Origin of the sequence: Noviherbaspirillum soli (assembly GCF_015352955.1) — a bacterium.
Lineage (GTDB): Bacteria > Pseudomonadota > Gammaproteobacteria > Burkholderiales > Burkholderiaceae_D > Noviherbaspirillum_A > Noviherbaspirillum_A soli.
In genome coordinates this window covers 50472-68454 of the sequence record NZ_JACYOX010000035.1, presented here as the reverse complement: position 1 = coordinate 68454, position 17983 = coordinate 50472, and the positions used below count along the sequence as shown (strand labels likewise).

At 59.5% G+C, this 17983-nt stretch carries 19 protein-coding genes and 2 pseudogenes; 10 read left to right on the top strand and 11 right to left on the bottom strand.

Annotation, left to right across the window (positions count from 1 at the left end; genetic code table 11):
* The first annotated feature begins 77 nt into the window (after positions 1-77).
* Positions 78-1046: an IS5 family transposase gene (locus IGW04_RS20525; RefSeq protein WP_194714958.1), complete on the top strand. Its 969-nt coding sequence runs from the start codon at positions 78-80 to the stop codon at positions 1044-1046.
* A gap of 357 nt (positions 1047-1403) precedes the next feature.
* Here the strand turns inward: IGW04_RS20525 and IGW04_RS20520 are convergent, their stop codons facing one another.
* From IGW04_RS20520 to IGW04_RS20510, 3 genes are all read right to left on the bottom strand, one after another.
* A complete protein-coding gene (locus tag IGW04_RS20520) occupies positions 1404-2039 on the bottom strand; it encodes an FMN-dependent NADH-azoreductase (protein ID WP_194714957.1) in 636 nt (211 codons plus the stop codon).
* Positions 2017-2848 (bottom strand): IS5 family transposase gene (locus IGW04_RS20515; RefSeq protein WP_194714956.1). Its coding sequence is split into 2 segments (ribosomal slippage): positions 2017-2484 and positions 2486-2848, totalling 831 coding nucleotides; the frame shifts between segments, so codons are not numbered across the junction. Before IGW04_RS20515 ends, IGW04_RS20520 begins: the two co-directional genes overlap by 23 nt.
* A 24-nt stretch (positions 2849-2872) precedes the next feature.
* Positions 2873-3676 carry an IS4 family transposase gene (locus IGW04_RS20510; RefSeq protein ID WP_194714955.1) on the bottom strand — a complete coding sequence of 268 codons (804 nt, stop codon included), beginning with the start codon at positions 3674-3676 and terminating at the stop codon, positions 2873-2875.
* Between the two features lie 406 nt (positions 3677-4082).
* Between IGW04_RS20510 and IGW04_RS20505 the strand changes: the two genes are divergently transcribed.
* Entirely contained in the window at positions 4083-4352 is a 270-nt protein-coding gene (locus IGW04_RS20505) for a hypothetical protein (RefSeq protein ID WP_194714954.1), read from the top strand.
* Between the two features lie 226 nt (positions 4353-4578).
* Here IGW04_RS20505 and IGW04_RS20500 read toward each other — a convergent pair whose 3' ends face one another.
* Positions 4579-4908: a helix-turn-helix domain-containing protein gene (locus tag IGW04_RS20500; RefSeq protein WP_194714953.1), complete on the bottom strand. Its 330-nt coding sequence runs from the start codon at positions 4906-4908 to the stop codon at positions 4579-4581.
* Between the two features lie 206 nt (positions 4909-5114).
* A pseudogene (locus IGW04_RS20495) lies at positions 5115-5243 on the bottom strand (IS3 family transposase); the annotation flags it as partial.
* A 187-nt stretch (positions 5244-5430) separates the two neighbouring features.
* Between IGW04_RS20495 and IGW04_RS20490 the strand changes: the two are divergent.
* From IGW04_RS20490 to IGW04_RS25890, 7 genes and pseudogenes are all read left to right on the top strand, one after another.
* Positions 5431-5895 carry an RrF2 family transcriptional regulator gene (locus tag IGW04_RS20490; RefSeq protein ID WP_194714952.1) on the top strand — a complete coding sequence of 155 codons (465 nt, stop codon included), beginning with the start codon at positions 5431-5433 and terminating at the stop codon, positions 5893-5895.
* Positions 5855-6790, top strand: a complete 936-nt coding sequence (locus IGW04_RS20485) for an NAD(P)/FAD-dependent oxidoreductase (protein ID WP_228527268.1) — start codon at positions 5855-5857, stop codon at positions 6788-6790. Before IGW04_RS20490 ends, IGW04_RS20485 begins: the two co-directional genes overlap by 41 nt.
* Before the next feature lie 172 nt (positions 6791-6962).
* Positions 6963-7535 carry an ISAzo13-like element transposase-related protein gene (locus IGW04_RS20480; protein WP_194714951.1) on the top strand — a complete coding sequence of 191 codons (573 nt, stop codon included), beginning with the start codon at positions 6963-6965 and terminating at the stop codon, positions 7533-7535.
* Positions 7528-7602: a hypothetical protein gene (locus tag IGW04_RS26250; RefSeq protein WP_407672154.1), complete on the top strand. Its 75-nt coding sequence runs from the start codon at positions 7528-7530 to the stop codon at positions 7600-7602. Before IGW04_RS20480 ends, IGW04_RS26250 begins: the two co-directional genes overlap by 8 nt.
* Before the next feature lie 306 nt (positions 7603-7908).
* Positions 7909-8052 (top strand): annotated as a pseudogene (locus IGW04_RS26245) (hypothetical protein); the annotation flags it as partial.
* Between the two features lie 17 nt (positions 8053-8069).
* Complete coding sequence (locus IGW04_RS20475) at positions 8070-8741, top strand: IS630 family transposase (RefSeq protein ID WP_194714950.1); 672 nt, start codon at positions 8070-8072, stop codon at positions 8739-8741.
* 76 nt (positions 8742-8817) lie between these two features.
* Positions 8818-10083, top strand: a complete 1266-nt coding sequence (locus IGW04_RS25890; RefSeq protein WP_228527267.1) for an IS701 family transposase — start codon at positions 8818-8820, stop codon at positions 10081-10083.
* A gap of 129 nt (positions 10084-10212) precedes the next feature.
* Here IGW04_RS25890 and IGW04_RS20465 read toward each other — a convergent pair whose 3' ends face one another.
* Positions 10213-11160 (bottom strand): phytanoyl-CoA dioxygenase family protein, encoded by a 948-nt coding sequence (locus IGW04_RS20465; protein ID WP_194714949.1) that lies wholly within the window; start codon positions 11158-11160, stop codon positions 10213-10215.
* Positions 11157-11966: a phytanoyl-CoA dioxygenase family protein gene (locus IGW04_RS20460; RefSeq protein WP_194714948.1), complete on the bottom strand. Its 810-nt coding sequence runs from the start codon at positions 11964-11966 to the stop codon at positions 11157-11159. The genes IGW04_RS20465 and IGW04_RS20460 overlap by 4 nt, the downstream gene beginning before the upstream one ends.
* A gap of 114 nt (positions 11967-12080) precedes the next feature.
* Here IGW04_RS20460 and IGW04_RS20455 point away from each other — a divergent pair, with 114 nt between their 5' ends.
* Complete coding sequence (locus tag IGW04_RS20455; RefSeq protein ID WP_194714947.1) at positions 12081-13043, top strand: LysR family transcriptional regulator; 963 nt, start codon at positions 12081-12083, stop codon at positions 13041-13043.
* Between the two features lie 310 nt (positions 13044-13353).
* Here IGW04_RS20455 and IGW04_RS20450 read toward each other — a convergent pair whose 3' ends face one another.
* The 4 genes from IGW04_RS20450 to IGW04_RS20435 all read right to left on the bottom strand — a co-directional run bounded on the left by IGW04_RS20450 (position 13354) and on the right by IGW04_RS20435 (position 17942).
* On the bottom strand, positions 13354-14493 hold the full coding sequence (locus tag IGW04_RS20450) for an acyl-CoA dehydrogenase family protein (protein ID WP_194714946.1): 1140 nt from the start codon (positions 14491-14493) through the stop codon (positions 13354-13356).
* Positions 14494-14530: 37 nt separating this feature from the next.
* Complete coding sequence (locus tag IGW04_RS20445; RefSeq protein ID WP_194714965.1) at positions 14531-15715, bottom strand: acyl-CoA dehydrogenase family protein; 1185 nt, start codon at positions 15713-15715, stop codon at positions 14531-14533.
* Positions 15716-15728: 13 nt separating this feature from the next.
* A complete protein-coding gene (locus IGW04_RS20440) occupies positions 15729-16493 on the bottom strand; it encodes an SDR family oxidoreductase (protein ID WP_194714945.1) in 765 nt (254 codons plus the stop codon).
* Positions 16494-16709: 216 nt separating this feature from the next.
* Positions 16710-17942: a TetR/AcrR family transcriptional regulator gene (locus tag IGW04_RS20435; protein ID WP_194714944.1), complete on the bottom strand. Its 1233-nt coding sequence runs from the start codon at positions 17940-17942 to the stop codon at positions 16710-16712.
* Positions 17943-17983 lie beyond the last annotated feature (41 nt).

Here is a 17983-nt window from a genome sequence, read left to right as displayed (position 1 = left end):
GGCAATGCTGAATAAGTAAACGGATTGAGGACGTAAAACGTTGTAAGGACCGATAACAACAAGCATGGCGATGAATAATGAAACAGCAGACTCTGGCGATGGCGGCAGACCAAGGTTTTGAGCGGCATCGCAAGCCGACCAGGCGCGATGCGTTTCTGGAGACGATGAACCGGGTCGTTCCCTGGGAAGCACTATGCGCGGTCGTTGAGCCCCATTATCCCAAGAAGGGAAATGGGCGGCCGCCAATCGGACTGGAGCGTATGCTGCGCATCCATTTCCTACAGCACTGGTTCAACCTGGCCGACTTGGCGTGCGAGGAAGCGCTCTACGACAGCGCCAGCCTGCGGCGCTTCGCTGGCATCGACCTCGGATGCGAAGCCGTGCCGGATGCGACCACGATGCTCAAATTTCGCCGCCTGCTGGAACAGCACAAACTGGCCGAGCGCCTGTTTGCGGAAGTAGGTCGGGTGCTGCAAGGCAGCGGCATGACGCTCAAGACGGGCACGATTGTCGATGCGACGATTATTGCCGCACCGAGTTCGACCAAGAACGCCGATAAGCAACGTGATCCGGAGATGCATCAGACCAGGAAAGGCCAGCAATGGTATTTCGGCATGAAGCTGCATATTGGAGTGGACAGCCAGAGCGGCCTGGCGCATAGCGCTGTGGTCACGTCAGCCAATATCCATGACAAGCACCCATTGCCGCATCTGCTCCATGGGCAGGAGCGGCGGGTGTATGGTGACAGCGCCTATGCCAGTCAAAAGGAAATGATTCAGGGTAAGGCGCCAAAGGCGAAGGATTTTACGAATGGGCGCATACGCAGAGCCGGCCACGTTGATGAGGCCAAACGGGCAAAGAACCGTAACAAGTCCAAGATCCGGGCACGGGTGGAACACGTCTTCGCCGTGGTTAAGCGGTTGTGGGGCTTTACCAAAGTACGCTATCGCGGCTTGGCCAAGAATGCCAGCCGGGCTTTCACGGCGCTGGCCCTGGCTAATATTTACCTGGCGCGCCATCGGTTGATGGCGCCAGTGCGCCCATAGTGGGCGAAGCAGGCTGAAAAGCCTGAAGCAACCGCCCCTAAAGGGCTATAAATAAGGCGCTAAACCGTCCTTTTTATCCAGATCCGACCATATAGATCAGTGTCACCGAAAAAAGAAGGCTTGTTCAGCGTAGCCAGGGTTAGTAGTGCTGTCCGCTTAAGCGTTACTCTTGGCGTGCCGTCAAGTGGGGGATTTCCAGTGTCCCCACCCTTGGAGTTATATGCCCAGTTCGGTCGGCCTGCATTGCGCTGCTGCCGACCAGGCTCGCGTCCGACGTTAAAACTAACGCTGGGATTGGCGCGCATTGCTCGACGCCTAGAGCGATCATCTCGTTTCTATCTAGGCGAGCATTCTCGACTAGACCTGCGCCAGGCGTCTGATAGCACGCTCGCGTTGTTCTCCAGCTGATGCGACTGCCGCGGCACGCTCCTTGGGTCCAGAACCGATTTTCTCGGCACGGACAAAACTGACGTCGGCGATTCCGATAAAGCCCAGCAGTTGCTTCAGATAAGGCTCTTGGAAATCGATCGTCCGCGATGGTCCCTCAGAATACAGTCCACCACCTGACTCGACCACGATCGCGCGCTTGGCCTTCAACAGTCCTTCCGGACCACTCGCTCCATAAGCGAAAGTAACGCGTGGACGCAGCACATGATCAAACCAAGTGCGCAAGGACGAGAGAATGCTGAAGTTGTACATTGGTGCGCCGATAACGATCAGGTCGGCCGCCTGCAGCTCGGCGATCAACTGATCGGACAAAGCCCGGGTCTCCAACTCCTGCTCAGTCTGGGCGATTGTGCGGACACCTGCCACGGAGACCGGCGTCAGATGCGGGATCGGATCCTGACCGACGTCGCGATAGGTGAAGTAGGCCTGAGGATTGATGTCGATCAGGCGCTGGACGATGTCGCCGACCAGCAGGCGCGACACAGAGGCATTTCCCGAGACACTACTATTGGTGACTAAGTGCCTATTCCAGTAGGCCGATTGCACGCCAAGTAATAACAGCGCATGCCAAATGGAGAAAGGCGAGATAGGTTTCAGCTCGCTTTTCCCAACGAATTAAAACGCGGCGGAACCGATTCATCCAACTGTGTGTACGCTCGACCACCCAGCGTCTGGCACGAAAGCCGGCTTCCTCTTTGATTGCGACAGCCTCTTCGCCACGGGTACGGATATGCGCGGTAAAGCCAAACTGAGCGACCAACGCGCGTACTTCCTCATAGTCATACCCTTTATCCAGGCAAAGTCCTTGCGGAAGTGCCGATGTTGGCATTGGCCGGTGCAGCTTTAAATCTGCCAATGTCGGCTTCACCAGCTTCATGTCATGTCGGTTTGCGCCGTCAATGACAACAGCCAGCGGAATGCCATGGGCTTCAGTGAGCAAGCTGCGCTTGACCCCGCCTTTGCCTCGATCCGTAGGATTGGGGCCGGTTTTTTTCCCCGCCCAGAGGGGCTTTGGTCATGGCGCCGTCCAGTGATAACCAAGTCCAGTCGATTTCGTCCAGGGCGTCGGCCACCAGCAATCCCAAGCGCCAGAATTCTTCGAATACCCCTGCATCAAGCCATTCGCGAAATCGCCGGTAAGCCAACGTGCTCGAACAGATACCAGTGGCGTTAAGGGCATTCCACTGGCAGCCGGTCCGGAGCACGAAAAAGATGGCATTCATTGCCGCCCGATCTGGAACGCGTGGATTGTGACAGCCCAACGGATGTGACTTTCGAGGTGGTAACAGCGGAGCCATCTGTTCCCACAGTTCATCCGGCAATCGCCATCCATCGTCCTGCTTGACTATGCCCATAATGTCCTCCACCAGAAACACAGATTAGGACAACCATGGACTTGCTTTTATCCCTACTGGAATAGGCTCTAAGATGTGGTTCAAGGCACCTACCCGTTGCACCACTTGGCGCGCCTTCTGCCCTTTGCGCGCCGGCAGATAGAAGCGTACCTCGCCAAGGATATGCACCTCGGCAAAGCCGTCCCACAGCTTCTCTTGCTGGCCGACCAGCTTGCGGTTATGGGCCGAGCGAATAAGCCAGTCCACCGGGGTGCCTAATGCGCTGGCCCGGTCCCTCCAGTCATGGAAGTCGCTTTCCCGATCGGCCACGTACACCAGGCGCGTCTTTGGCAGCAGGCTGGCTTGCTCTGCCAGGCGTTCATACCCTTGCAGCCAGCGGCAGCTTTCTTTGGCGCCGGCAGGCAGACTACGACTGGCCGTCTTTGACGCATCCCGTACCGACATCCAGGCGTCGAGCACGCCGAGCGGTTCCCGCTCGGGGCTGACGGCATAGGTGGGATGCAAATACATGCCACGCTGGGCAGCAAAGCTCAACGTGCCCAGGCCTTCGGTCTGCTGGCCGTTAAAGTCCAGTTCGGTCGTATCCTGGATGCACAACACGCCCGGCCGCCCCTGCATGCGCTGCTGTGTGCAGTAGAAATGGGGCACCAAGATATCGTCCCAGCCAATTCCTTGCTGCGCCAGAAATCGGTAAGCCGCCTGAGTTTCAGCCCAGCCGTTGCAGGCATGGGGAATGCTGGCCGTTGGGTGCGTCACGGAACGCTTATTGAGCCGCGCATCGCCCAAGTCGATGCCTGCTAGTTCTTTCTCTGCCCATTCCTGGCTCATGGTTGCCTCCACCGAAAATCATGAGACCAGCAACTGCAGATTCAGTTGTGTAATGGGATGGGTTTACGGGTGTGACTTGCATTGCCGCCAGAAGACCATATACACAGAGTTGCCAGTGCATACAGCGTTGGATGCAATCTCGATGGAATCATAAGGACTCTGACGGACCAGATGGTTATAGATAAGTATCTACGGCTTTTCGAGGAGCTGACGCGCCGCGGCTGGACCGATGAGGACTTCCTATGCGAACGACGAGCTGTCGACTTACTAGTCGAACTTGGGGGTCGAGAGCATACTCCACCTCTAATGCTTTCGACGTTAAGAGCAGTTTAAAGCCGATTTGGGGCGCGGAAAAAAGATTATGAAATGGTTGCGCAAATGGTGGGACAGTCCGATGCAGACTTCAATGAGTATCTGCGTCTTCCACATCAGCACCCGCACGGGACGCTCGCCGGAGACCAGGTTCGGCGAAAACGCACGTGGCCACATGCAGAGCGAAGTCCCCTTCGAATACCAAGCGGCGCTGGATGCAGTGTTTGCCGGCGCGCGTGCTGGCGGTCCGGTCACCCATGCATGTGACGTTGGTAGCGCCGTGTGGCGCGGGGTGACCGATCCGGCGGCGCCGCTACGGCTGCCGGCCGGCCAGGACGCCGAAGCCATGGCGGCGGCTCAATAAGGCGGCTGAAATAGAGAAGGACAGGGGCGGTGATTGCACGCAACCATAAACCGGCAAACACCTGATGCGACTCTTCCTGTTCAGCCAGGGGAATGGCCCCGGAATGGCAAGGCTAACCGCTGCGATGCTGATAGGCCCGCTGTTTTAGCGCCGCTGGTTTTCCCGAGAAGCGATGACGGATAGTGGCGTAAAACAAATCGTCGAAACATGGTCCGGCCCCTGTTTTCTAACCGGTGCCTTCATTGTGCCGAACTGCGAGGGCCCCTCCACTCCTCCTTCCACGACTGTACAGATAAGCGCGCCGCGAGCCGCCCATGACGCGCTTGAACGCGGCGCTAAAAGCGCTGTCGGATTCGTAGCCAAGGCCGTAAGCAATCTCGGCGACGCTGGCTCCACTGTTGAGTAACCGGTGTCCTGCCAGCAGCATTCGCCACGGCGTCAAATAGGCAATCGGTGGCTCACCGACCAGTCGCCGGAACCGTAGCGCCAATGCTGCGCGCCATGCCGCCATGGCGCGCCAGGCTTTCCAGCGTCTACAAACGTCGAGGCTCGCCATGGATGGCCTGCAGCACCTTGCTGATATGAGGGTCAGAAAAGCCGTGCAGCCAGCCGGCGCAGGTACCCACCCTGCGTCAGATGTTGTCGCAGCGGGAGCACCAGCACAGACATTGCCAATTGCTTTGTCATCAGACTGCTGCCGGGACTGGCGCAAGCAGTTCAGCCATAATGAATTGCTCCGGGAATCGTGGAGGCTAATCGGGTTCAAATTAACGCGCCTTCAGCAGCATCGATTTTGAGTTGCCGGTAATAGTTTGCCTCAGCTTCAGCGGGCGGGATATAGCCGAGTGGTTCCATCAGACGATGATAGTTGTACCAGGCCACCCATTCTATTGCTTCGGGTGCCATTTCGGGCTTCTGAGCGGTCAAATCGGAACCGGCGCCCCTGGCAGCAGTGCTGCTACAAGCAGAGGCGAACCGCGAAACCTCAGCATAGAAGCAAGCGGGATCAAAAGTTCGATTGTTCCGATCATTGGATTTGCGATTGCAATCCGCGCTCTCATGCACTATCATAAGTTACATGAGGCGCGACAGCAAACTATCTTCCATCCTTCACGTGCTGCTGCACATGGCGAACAGCAAGCGCGCCCTAACGTCCGAGGAACTGGCGAGCTTTCTGCAAACAAATCCGGTGCTCGTACGGCGTACGCTTGCCGGGCTGCGGGAGCGCGGCTACGTCGGTTCCGAAAAGGGCCATGGCGGCGGATGGGTGCTTACCGCGGACCTGCGTAACCTCACGCTGTACGACATTTACGTGAGCGTCGGCTCGCCGGCGGTGTTCGCGATGGGTAATCGGACCGAGCAGCCCGAATGTCTGGTCGAGAAAGTCGTCAACCAGTCGCTGACCACCGCCTTCGACGAGGCCGAAGCCTTGTTGGTTTGTCGCTTCTCCGACGTGACGCTCGCAGATCTGTCCGAACGATTCGATGCGCAGTACGACCAACATGGAGAATACCAACATGCACACGTTCCAAAAGCAGACTGATTTCGAGGTTGTTGTAGTTGGCGGCAGCTACGCTGGCTTGTCCGCCGCGTTACAGCTGGCCCGCGCGCGCCGTAATGTGCTTGTCATCGATGCTGGGCGCCGCCGCAACCGCTTTGCCCTGCATTCGCATGGCTTTCTGACACAAGACGGGAGCGAAGCCGCGGCTATCGCCACGCAGGGACGGACACAATTGCGAGCCTATCCAAATGTCGCTTGGGCCAACGATATCGTCGCATCGGTGACGAACGACGGCGGGTTCTTCGAGGTCACGCTCGGTGATGGCGGTACTGTCAGCGCACGCCGCCTGGTTCTGGCGACGGGCGTTACCGATACGCTGCCACCGATCGAAGGTCTTGCCGAACGTTGGGGACGACGTGTCTTTCACTGCCCCTACTGCCACGGCTACGAGCTCGATGACGCGGATATTGGCGTACTCGCCACGAGCGAACTGTCGATGCACCATGCATTGCTGTTGCCGGACTGGGGGCGCGTAACCCTCTTTCTAAACAACGCCTTCACACCGACTGACGCGCAGAGCGCGGCGCTGGCGCGACGTGGTGTCGCTATCGAGGCGACACCTGTCGCCCGGCTCGATGGGGAGGCCGACGTGGTTCTAGCCGACGGGCGGCGCTTGCCGATGACAGGATTGTTCGTCGTGCCGCGCACCACGCTAACAGGGGAGCTTGCTCAGCAGCTTGGCTGCGCCGTGGAAGCTGGCCCGACAGGCGAGTTTGTAGTAACCGACTCAATGAAGGCGACGACTGTGCACGGTGTGTTCTGTTGCGGCGACATGGCCCGGGCCGCCGGCAACGTGGCGCTGGCCGTCGCTGATGGGGCAATGGCAGGCATTGCGACACATCGCTCCTTGATTGCAGAGTTAGATCTCGCCATGTAGAACCGAGTGAGACAGTATCGCGCCGGCGCATTTTTTATCGGATTATGCGTCGACGATTAATGCGTACCCGCGGTTTGCCGGCGAACTGCAAGATCTACTTAGGGCTTGTTAAAAAACAAGATAGCGATTCGGTAGTGATCGGCGCACAATGCGTTTCATGAGGGAGATTGCCATGACTCATTCGCCGGTACATCGTTGTGAATGCCCGCGTTGCCAATCAGCGGAGCCGCATCCGGATCAAGCCTTTCATCATCACATGAACGTCTTTCTCAGTCGGCTTAATGAACCACAACGGCGCTGGTTTGTGGCACTGGAAGCGATGCGTCTCGGCCATGGCGGCAAGCATTTGCTGGCGCAAATCACCGGCATGGGCCCGACCACCATTTTGCGCGCGCGTCATGAACTCGAGGCAGATCTCGCCGGTTCTCCTGAAGTGCATTTGCGCGCACCAGGCGGAGGTCGGCCTGCCGCGGAGGAGCGCGATCCCGAATTGGAGCACGTCCTGGAGACGGTGCTGGCTTTGGAAACGGCGGGCGATCCCATGGGACGGCGTCCCAAGGCCAAGCGCAGTTCATTACAGCACCTGAGCACAGCACTGAAGAACAAGGGGCATGCCGTCAGCCGTCCGACCGTCTCAAAGCTGCTGCGCAAGCTGAAGTATTCTCCCAAGGTCAATGCGCGGCGTACCGAAGTCCGGGGGTGCTTCTGCGGCAGAGCGTCAAGAGCAGTTCGACCATATCAATGAGCAGCGCGAACACTTTGGCAGCACGGGCGATCCCATCATCAGCGTCGACACGAAAAAAAAGAGCTGATTGGCGATTTTAAAAACGCGGGGAAGACTGGGCCAAGATTGCCGAACCGGTGCTGGTGCATGACTGGCCGCAGGATGCGATTGATCAGGCAATCCCGCCTAGCGCGGTTGTCGAAATGCTAGACGGAGTAACGATCCAGATTTAATGCGGTCTAAAGCGTGCTATTGGCTACCTGATGGTGCAATCATGGGCGCTGCCTATTCCGTCGATCTACGACGCAAAGTTGTCCAAGCTTGTGAACGCGGCACAGCGTCGCAGGCCAAAGTGGCCCAGTTCTTTGGGGTAAGCGTGTCGTTTGTCGAATAGTTGCTGCGAATACATCGCCGTACAGGAGCCTTTGAGCCCGACAGGAGACAGGCAGGCCGCCCGCCTCAGATCGATGCGGCTACCTGCGCTCAAGTGCGGCGCTGGCTTGAGGAGCAGAATGACCTCACTTTGACTGAGCTGGCCGAGCGACTGCAGGCGCAATGCGGGCTATCTGTAAGCCTCAGCTGTGTCTGGCGGCTCATGCAGCGGCTGCATATGCGTCGAAAAAAAAGACCGTTCATGCCAGCGAACGGGACACACCGACTGTATTACTGGCACGTCAGCAATACCGCACGCAAGTTGCCGCCTGCGCGTGCCGACATCTGAAGTTTATTGACGAGTCCGGCTGCAACATTGCCATGACCCGCCGCTATGGCCGGGCCCAATTCGGTCAGTGCGTACCGGAGGCGGTACCAAAGTACTTTGGGTTGAATGTGACGCTCCTCCGTGCGCTGTCTTGCACCGGGCTCGACGCCGCCATGACAGTCGAGGGCGCGACCGATACGGCCGTGTTCTGGGCCTATGTCGAGCAAGTGCTCGTGTCGACGCTGGTGGCCGATGACATCGTCATCATGGACAACCTCAGCGTCCACAAGGTCAGCGGCATCCGGGAAGCCATTGAAGCCACCGGCGCCCGATTGCTTTACCTGCCGCCGTACTCACCGGATTACTCGCCAATTGAAAGGTGCTGGTCCAAGCTCAAGACGATCCTACGAAAAGCCAAGGCGCGGACCCGGAAAGCACTCGATGAAGCTCTGACGCAAGCGATCGAACACATTACGCAATCGGATGCAAAGGGCTGGTTCAACCTCTGTGGCTATCCCGTATATTAATTCGACAACTGCGCGAGTGGTAGTTTGTTGAAAGTAGCGGCAGAAGGTCGTGGTGGTAGCAGGAGGTACTGCTGCCATGACTGCACGTCGCCCTTGTCCGCCGGCACCGGGTCCACTGGAAGATTACGCAACGCACTTCGATCCCTTGTTTCATTTGCTGGCGCAACGTCATCACTTTCGCACTTATCTTGCTGGTCTGCTGGCACCGCGCGACCGGCCCAAGACGCTCACGGCATTAGCCGGTGCCGAACCGCTCGTCGAGGCGCAGACCGCGCCCGTACAGCAACTGCAGTTCTTCCTCTCTGAGTCTTGTTGGGATGCCGACCGCATCACGATGCGCACATTGCAGTTTCTGGGAGAAGAGCCGCTCACAGCAAGTGATGCAGATGGGGTTCTTGTCATTGATGACACTGGCGACCGTAAGGATGGCTATGCCACCGACCATGTGGCACGTCAGTACCTGGGCTCAGTCGGCAAGGTCAATAACGGCATCGTCGCGGTCACGACCTTGTGGGCCAATGAGCAACGGTATTATCCCTTGCATGTCGCCCCGTACACCCCGGAAAGTCGACTGGCAGACGGCAAGAAAGACCCTGCCTTCCGTAGCAGGCCGCAAATTGCCCTGGCTCTGGTGGAGCGGGCATTGGCTGCTGGCATTGCCTTCAAGGCCATTGTGGCCGACTGCTTTCACGGCGACCATCGCGAACTCGTGGCAACGTTGCGGCAACGCCGGCTGCCCTTTGTGCTGTCACACCGCGGCACAGTAGGACGTGGCTGGGCGCCTGCCGATGTTGCCCACTCCTTCGCCGAAGCGATCGAGGAACTGCCTTCGCGCCACTGGCACAAGGTAACGCGCCACTTCCGGGACGGCCATGTCGAACAATGGTGGGCTGCAGAACTGACCTTCCTGGGGTATGGCCCTGGCAAGCCGGTGCGCGCCATTTGTGCCACCACTGACCGGAGCACTTTACCGGAGGCGTCGACCTGGTACTTGACGACCAACCTGCCGCTCGAGGCGGCTCCTTTGGCAGAAGTGGTGCGGTTGTACGGCTTGCGGCACTGGGTCGGGCAAGGCTACAAACAGATGAAAGATCAGCTTGGCTGGGCCGACTTCATGGTCCGCAGTGACCGGGCGATCCGCCGTCGTCATTGGGTGCTGGTGTTCTGTGCCTTTGCCTTCTGCTGGTGGCAGGAAGCCCAGCAAGCGCGACTGCACAATCGGGATGGCCCCCCGATGCGGAAAAAAAAGCCAAGCCGTCCGTTTGCCAATGCGCTGCCGCTGGCCACGCTCGTGAAATTCCTTATCGGCAAAGACGGAATCAACCTTCATCTCCGTCTTTAACAAACTACCACTAACTGGCAAACTCGCCCTTTACTTTATTTCTGCAACAAAGCGCCACCGTGACGTCAACGCTAGCAAGGACATTCTTGCGGCCGGGCATGGCCGTCTCCGGGAGCAATGTCCCCGTCCTTACCGCGCAAGCGGCAGCCCTTCAGCACTGAGGACGGAGAGGATCTCAATGGGTCGCTGGTCTTGCAAAGTAAAAATTCCTGCGTAGCCAGCGCTGAAGTCCGGGGGCAATTCGATCACGCCCTGCTCTACCCGCGCATGACGCGCCGGTTTTCCGCGCACCATACGGTTGCGGTGGCAACTGTTGATCACCGGCGCCGTATAAGCAAATGCATCTGCCGCCACATATTGGATGATGTAGGTTGTCCGCACCACACTGGATAGGTTGGCACTGGAGCCATGCACCGTCAGGCCATGGTGCGCGACAATGTCGCCAGGATCGAGTTCGTTGTCGACCACGTGTGCCATATCCGCGTCCGTCATACTGGCATTGCAGTTGAGAGTATAGCGGTCCTGGTCCCAATGGCTGCGCGGCCCTTGCCGATGGCTGCCAGGTATCGTCTGAAGGCAGCCGTTGCCTGTGCGCGACGCGTTCAGCGGCACGCTCAGCGCAACGATGTTGCTGTTCGTATGCGGGAAGACCGCCCAGTCCTGATGCCAGCCGATTTCGGCGCCACCTTCGGGCAATTTGAAGTTGACCTTGGAATGATAAAACTTGACCGGCCCGCCGATCAGATCGGCCGCGATATCACCGAGCACCGAGTCGAACGCGGCTTCCATGAAAACCTCGTCGAGCTCGGTGGGACTAGAAATGCGACGTATGCGCGGCTTTTCGAGTGTGTGGAAAGCGTCGAGGTCGACATGCGCCGTCTTCGCGGTCAGGTCCGCAGCTTCTGCGCAGATTCGGGCAATCGCGGCGTTAAGGCGCTGCAGCAGCGCCGGCTCCAGCATTGCGCGCACTGTCAGGAAGCCAGCGGCCTGGTATTCCGCGACCTGTGCGGCGCTGAGCACTGGCCGATGTGCGGCCGTCCCCGATACGGCAGCGGTTTGCTGAAGTGCCGCGTTCATGCCGCCACCCTGCCAGCGGCCAAGATGGCGTCGCTGCCCAGCTTCAACGGCGCGATGTTGGTTGAGCGCACATAGTCGGGGCGCGGGTTGGGCACATCCAGCGGCCGGTTCGCCACCTGGTTGTAGACGACGTAAATAGCCCAGCGGTCATGCTGCGACAGATTGTGGCCGGAGGCGTGCAGGATGTTCGGATGGAAGAAGACGACGGTGCCGGGTTCGCCGGTGATGGGGACCGGCTCCGGGCTGCGCGCCATGATGTCGAGCAGGTCTTCCTTGGGCACCACCCAGAACTTGTAAGCGGTCGCTTCGTCAAAACGCGGCTCCAGATTGCCGACCTTGTGGCTGCCGGGGATGAAGTACAGGCAACCGTTAGACTCGGTCGGTTTGTCGAGCATGACCAGCGCGGTCGTCAACGCCGGCTCGGGCACGCCATCCTTGCGCCAGGTGCCATAGTTCTGGTGCCACTGCCAGACCGAGCCGTCGATCGCCGTCTTCAGGTTGCACTTGGTATGGTAGACGTACAGGCTGTCGTCGCCCAGTACGCCCTGGGCCGGCTCCAGCATGCGCGGGCAGCGCGACGCCGCATGGAACACGGGTGACGCAGTTGGGCCGTTAATTTCATGCACCCGGTAGATGGTTTTGGCGATACCGCCGCTGCGCTTGCGCACCAGGTGGTCAGTATCAACGTCCTGGATGCGGCGCAACTCGGCTTTCATCGCACCAACTTCGTCTGCGGAAAAAAGACCGGGCATGACCAGATAGCCATCGCGGTCGTAAGTCTCGAGCTGAGTCTTGCTAAGTTTCACGGTTGTCTCCTCGGTGAAGGCGGATGCGATTCTGCTCAGGGCAAATGATAGGCTGGCTATACTCATACGTAAAATAGCGAATTAGTTCGCTATTGATACTTAAAAGGTACCAACATGGACATGCGCCATCTGCGTTATTTCATCGCCGTCGCCGAAGAACTGCATTTCACCCGCGCTGCCCGGAAGCTACATATCGCGCAGCCACCGATGAGCCGGCAGATCCGCGAACTGGAGGAAGAACTGGGGGTCAGCCTGTTAAACCGGTCACGGCGCAAGGTCGAGCTGACCGATGCCGGGCAAGTGTTTCTGATCAAGGCCAGGCAAGTCCTGCGGGCGGCGGAGTCGGCGGTGCTGGAGACCCAGCGCGCCGAACGCGGCGAAACGGGAAAGTTGGCAGTTGGCTTTTTTGAACAGACGGCCTACACGTTGTTGCCGCCCATCCTGCGCGCTTTCCATCAGCGGTTTCCGGAAGTCGACGTGCAGTTGCGCTGGTTTCCGGTCATTGGTCAGGTAAGTGCTCTTGAACAGGGCGAAGTCGACATTGCCTTTGTGCGCCCGGTAAGCGACTTGTCGGCTGTATCAAAGCAACTGCTGCTGACGGAAGTGTTTGTCGTCGCGGTGCCCTCAAGCCATCCGTTTGCCGGGCGCGACGCGGTATCGATTGAGGAATGCTCGGAGGAACGCATCATCAATTACACCCAGCACTTGGCGCCCGACTACCACACAGCGATCATGCGCGCTTGCGCGCTGGCTGGCTTCGTGCCGAAGCGACCGCTCGATGTCGGCCAGGTCTACACCGCGCTCGGCTTGGTCAGCGCCGGCGTCGGCATCGCGTTCGCGCCGGCGTCGGTGCAAAGGGTGCATTTTGATGGGCTGCTTTACAAGCCGCTGCACGGACGGCCGCTGGAAAGCGTGACTTACCTGGCCTGGCTGCAGTCGGCGCCTTCCATTTTGCTGAAGGCTTTTGTCGATATCGCGATGCAGGTAATGGAAGAGACGACAGCTCGTAGGGAAGGATACCAACCCGAAGCTACACGTTTTTTGGCGTTGCATGACACGGGAGCAGGCTGCCAGTGAGATCGTTGCATCCAGTGGCAGCGACAGCAGACAGGGCATGGTCATCCGTCCCCAGCCTTCATGCAGCGGCACCTTCAAAACGGCGCTGCTTGCCACCGTATTGGCATGCACGAACTCCGTCTGGCCTTATACCAAACCCAACCCATAACGTCTCGTGAAACCGCGTCTTTTTCCGCCTGGCTGCGTTGGGATCGTCGTCAATAGCTGGTCTGTTGGCTCCCCACCCGTCTTGCCAGACAAAAAAATCCACCGGTTTCACCTGGGATGTTATGGATTGGGATTGGTATTAAACCGCCTTTTTCGGCCGACCTCAGTATTCCTGCAGGCGCGCCCAGCGGTCGGTATGGAATCCAGCATCACCCAGCAACTCCTCGGCGACGCGCTGCCGCTTCATGAAAAGGCCGATGTCGAATTCATCGGTCATGCCCATGCCGCCATGCATCTGGACCGCTTCCTGCACGGCCAAGGCAGATGTCCTACCGGCGCGCGCCTTGGCGGCCGACACCAGCAGGCTGGCCTTTCCTGAATCCTGATCCAGCAACTGCTGCCCATGGAGGACCAGTGCGCGGGTGATCTCAATTTCGCTGTAGAGATGCGCGGCGCGATGTTGCAAAGCTTGGAATTCGCCGATGATGCGGCCAAACTGCCTGCGCTCCTTCAGATAAGCCAGCGTACGGTCGAAGGTTTCCTCTGCAATGCCCAGCAACTCGGATGACAGCGCCGCGCGACCTGCATCCAGGGCCGACTCGAGCGCCTCCCCGCCCCTGTCCAGTTGTCCTACGATCGCGTCCGCATCGACTGCAACATCGTGGAACAAGACTCGCGCGGCGTTGTGCGCGTCAACCATCACGGTGCGTTCGACATTGACCCCGGCGGCTAAGCGATCGACCAGGAACAGCGTAACGCCATCCCTGTCATTGGCCATGCCCGCGGTGCGTGCTGCGACGACCAGAATGTCGGCTACGTGCCCATCAACCACCATGCACTTCGCGCCATCAAGGCGGTAACCGCCTCCGGCCGGCGTTGCCGTTAGAGACTGCCGTTGCGGGCGATGCTTTACCGCTTCATCGACTGCCAGGGCCAGGATCAGTTCGCCGGCGGCCAGGCGCGGCAGGCAGGCCTCCCGCTGCGCCTCGCTGCCATGGCGAGCCAGCAATGTGGCGGCCAGCACCGCGGTCGATAGGAATGGCGTCGCGGTCAAGTTGCGGCCTATGGCCTCCATCACTGCGCCGGCCTCCACCAGTCCCAGGCCAAGGCCGCCATATGCCTCCGGAACCAGCATGCCGGTGTATCCCATCTCCGTGAAACGTCGCCACAGGGCTTGCGAAAATCCTTGCGCGTCCCGGTCGTCGCGCAGCGCGCGCAGTTGCGCAATTGGCGCGTTCTCACGGAGAAAGCCGAGTGCGCTGTCGCGCAGCATCTCTTGTTCCTGGTTCAGTACGAGTGCCATGTGTAGTCCGGAGTATGCATGGTTGCAGGCAGGGCGGCTACGCGCCCGGCAGGCCGAGGATGCGCTTGGCAATGACGTTGAGTTGTACTTCGCTGGTGCCGCCCTCGATCGAATTGGCCTTAGTGCGCAGCCATGCGCGCGCCAGGTCGCCGCCCCGGCTGCGGTCGGATTCCCACTCGAGCGCATTGATGCCGTTGGCCGACATCAGCAATTCATAGCGCCGCTTGTTGAGTTCCGCCCCGTAATATTTGAGCACCGATGAAAACGCTGGATTGACACGGCCCTGCCTGGCAAGATCGCCGGTTCGTTCCATGGCCAGGCGGAACGCTGCTTCATCAATTTCAAACGACGCGATCTGGGCGCGCAGCACGGGGTCATCAAGTTCGCCACGCTGATTGACGCCTATTGTGGCGGCAGCGCATGCGCCAAGCGGGCGGCTCACGGAACGGTCGCCGATGGCACCGATCATTTCACGCTCATGCGTGAGCAAATACTTGGCAATTTCCCAGCCGCCGTTGAGTTCTCCGACTAAGTTAGCCTTGGGCACGCGCACGTTGTCAAAGAACGTTTCGCAGAACGGGGACTTGCCCGAGATCAGGGTGATCGGCCGAGTCGATACGCCAGGCGATGCCATGTCGAACAGGAGGAAACTGATGCCGGTATGTTTTCTGGCATCGAAGTCGGTACGCACCAGGCAGAAGATCCAGTCCGCCTTGTCCGCATACGAAGTCCAGATCTTTTGTCCGTTCACGACAAAGTGGTCGCCTTGGTCGTCGGCGCGCGTCTGCAGGGAAGCAAGGTCGGAACCGGCATTCGGCTCGGAGTAGCCCTGGCACCAGCGTATTTCGCCGCGCGCTATCTGCGGCAGGAAGGTGCGCTTCTGCTCTTGCGAGCCATATTTCAGCAACGCCGGGCCCAGCATCCAGATGCCGAAGCTGAGCAGCGGAGGACGGCAATTCAGCGCTTGCATCTCCTGCCGCAGCACCTTCGCTTCATCAGCCGCCAACCCGCCGCCGCCGTATTCGGGCGGCCATTCGGGCACGGTCCAGCCCTTGGCGGCCATGCGCTCCAGCCACAGCCGCTGGGCATCGGACTGGAAGCGCATCCTGCGGCCGCCCCAGCAGGCATCGTCGTCGCCCTGCATCGGCAGCCGCATCTCGGGGGGACAATTCTGTAGAAGCCAGGCACGCGCTTCCTGTCTGAACGCATTCAGGTCAGTCATGCCTGCCCCCGGCTCAAATGGTTGCGCCGCCATCGACGACGATCGCCTGGCCAGTGATGAAGCTGCCGGCCGGGGATGCCAGGTAGACCGCGGTGCCGGCGATTTCATCCGGCTCGCCTATGCGTCGCAGCGGCGTATTGGCGGTACTGCGCTGCAGGGTCTCGGGGTTATCCCACAATGCCCGCGCGAAATCGGTCTTGATCAGGCCGGGTGCGATGCAGTTGACGCGGATATTGCTCGGTCCGTATTCGACGGCGAGATTGCGCGCCAACTGGAAGTCGGCTGCCTTGGAGATACCGTATGCGCCCAGTACCGGGGTACCACGCAAGCCACCAATCGACGACACGATGATGATGGCGCCGTCCTTGCGCTCAGCCATTTGCGGCGCCACCATCTGGATCAGCCAGTGGCTGGCGATCACATTGTTGTCCAGTATCTTGCGAAACTGGTCATCCGAGATACCCGACATAGGGCCGTAATAAGGGTTGGAGGCCGCATTGCAGACCAGGATATCGATCTTGCCGAACGCGGCGATGGCCGCCTCCACCAGGCGCTTCAGGTCATCCTTGGATGCGATGCTTGCCGGCACCGCGATCGCCCTGCCTTCGCCATGCGCCGCGTTGATTGCAGCGGCCACCTGCTCGCATGGTTCCGCCTTGCGCGACGAGATTACTACCCTGGCGCCCTGTTCCGCCATGCGCTCGGCAATTGCGCGCCCGATGCCGCGCGAGGAACCGGTGATGACTGCGACTTTTCCGCTCAGATCGAATAAGGACATTGCCATTCCCTTTGAAATGCGCACTGTGGGCGCGCGTCAGTAACGATTCCGCCTTTTCTAAATTGCTGGCGGGGGTGCAGCGTTGTCGGATTTTATAACGCTGCTATCCGTGCGGTGTCAATACCGGTTTTACGAAAAAATAGAAAGACGCAGTGCACGGCGACTCGGCGGACAGGCCAGGCAGGGGTCGCCGGCATACCGCTTCCACTGCAGGCGCTATGCCGATTGTATGCCCATGAACAGCGGCTTGACGAACAGCTCGACCGCGTTTTCAGCGGTGATGTCCGGCACCCAGCGGCCAAGCACCACCGAGGCATTGATCATGCCGCTGACCAGCTGGGCCGCGAGCGATTGGTCAAGCGGGCGGATGGACCCATCCTGCATGCCGTCGACCAGGAAGCCGATAAAGCGCTGGCCAAGATGATTGATGGCGTTGAGCTTTTCGTCCCGTATATCGTCCGGCAATTCGCTCCATGCCGACATGCGCAGCAGCGGGCCGCGGTCCGAAAACTGGTAGCGCACCAGTCCGCGCGAGACTGCGCATACTTTGTCCCAACCTGATCCTTTTGCGGCGCGTGCGATCAGCTGCATGTGCCGCGTGATCGCAAATGTGCGCTCGAAGCAGGCCGAGATCAGATCTTCCTTGTTGGGGTTGTGGTGATAGAACGACCCCTTGGTCACATTGAGGCGCGCGGAAATGCGGTCCACCGAAGCGCCGTGATAACCCAGCTCATTGATCAGCGCGGTGGCTGCGGCCAGAAAGGCCTCCTGTGTGTTATCGCCCATGTCCGGCGCCTGGGCCAGCGCCTGGTCAATCGGGCTGGGCCCCCAGGCCGATGTCGGTTCTGCCAGGCCGCCGATGAGGATGTCGCTCATGCGCGCCGCAACCAGGTCGTAGTCGGCCGGGTCATAGCGCAGCCGCCAGGACATCGCGCCCACGGTGAGCGTCAGCAGCAAATGGCTGCGGGCATTCAGCGATACACGGTTGTCCACGCGCACGCGGTCAGTCACCAGCAGCTTGCGTACACGGCGGAACATATCGGTATAGGCAGAAAAGATCAGTTCCGCATGCGGGCTGCCGAGGATCTGCAAATCGCGGAAGGTCATCATCTCCGAGACGGCACCTTCCTGCATCTGCGCCAGCCGCCTGAAGAAGCCAAGGATGAATTGCCTCACCCGGCCCTCGACAGTTTCCGCCTTTGCCGCCACGAGTATGACCTCGTTGATTGCCTCGATCGAACGCAACATGCAGGCCACGACCAGGTCTTCTTTCTTCTTGTAATAGTAGGTGATGCTGTTGGTGCTTAGTCCGACCCGGCTTGCCACGTCCGACAGTGTGGCTCCCTTCACGCCACGCTGGTTAAACACCTGCGCGGCCGCGTGCAGTATGGCTTCACGCTTTCTGGCATAGCGCGGCGTGACTCGGCGGGCGGCAGTTTGCTGATCCATGGAAGACCTGAGTAGGCGGTTGAACTGATCGGGCGATTATA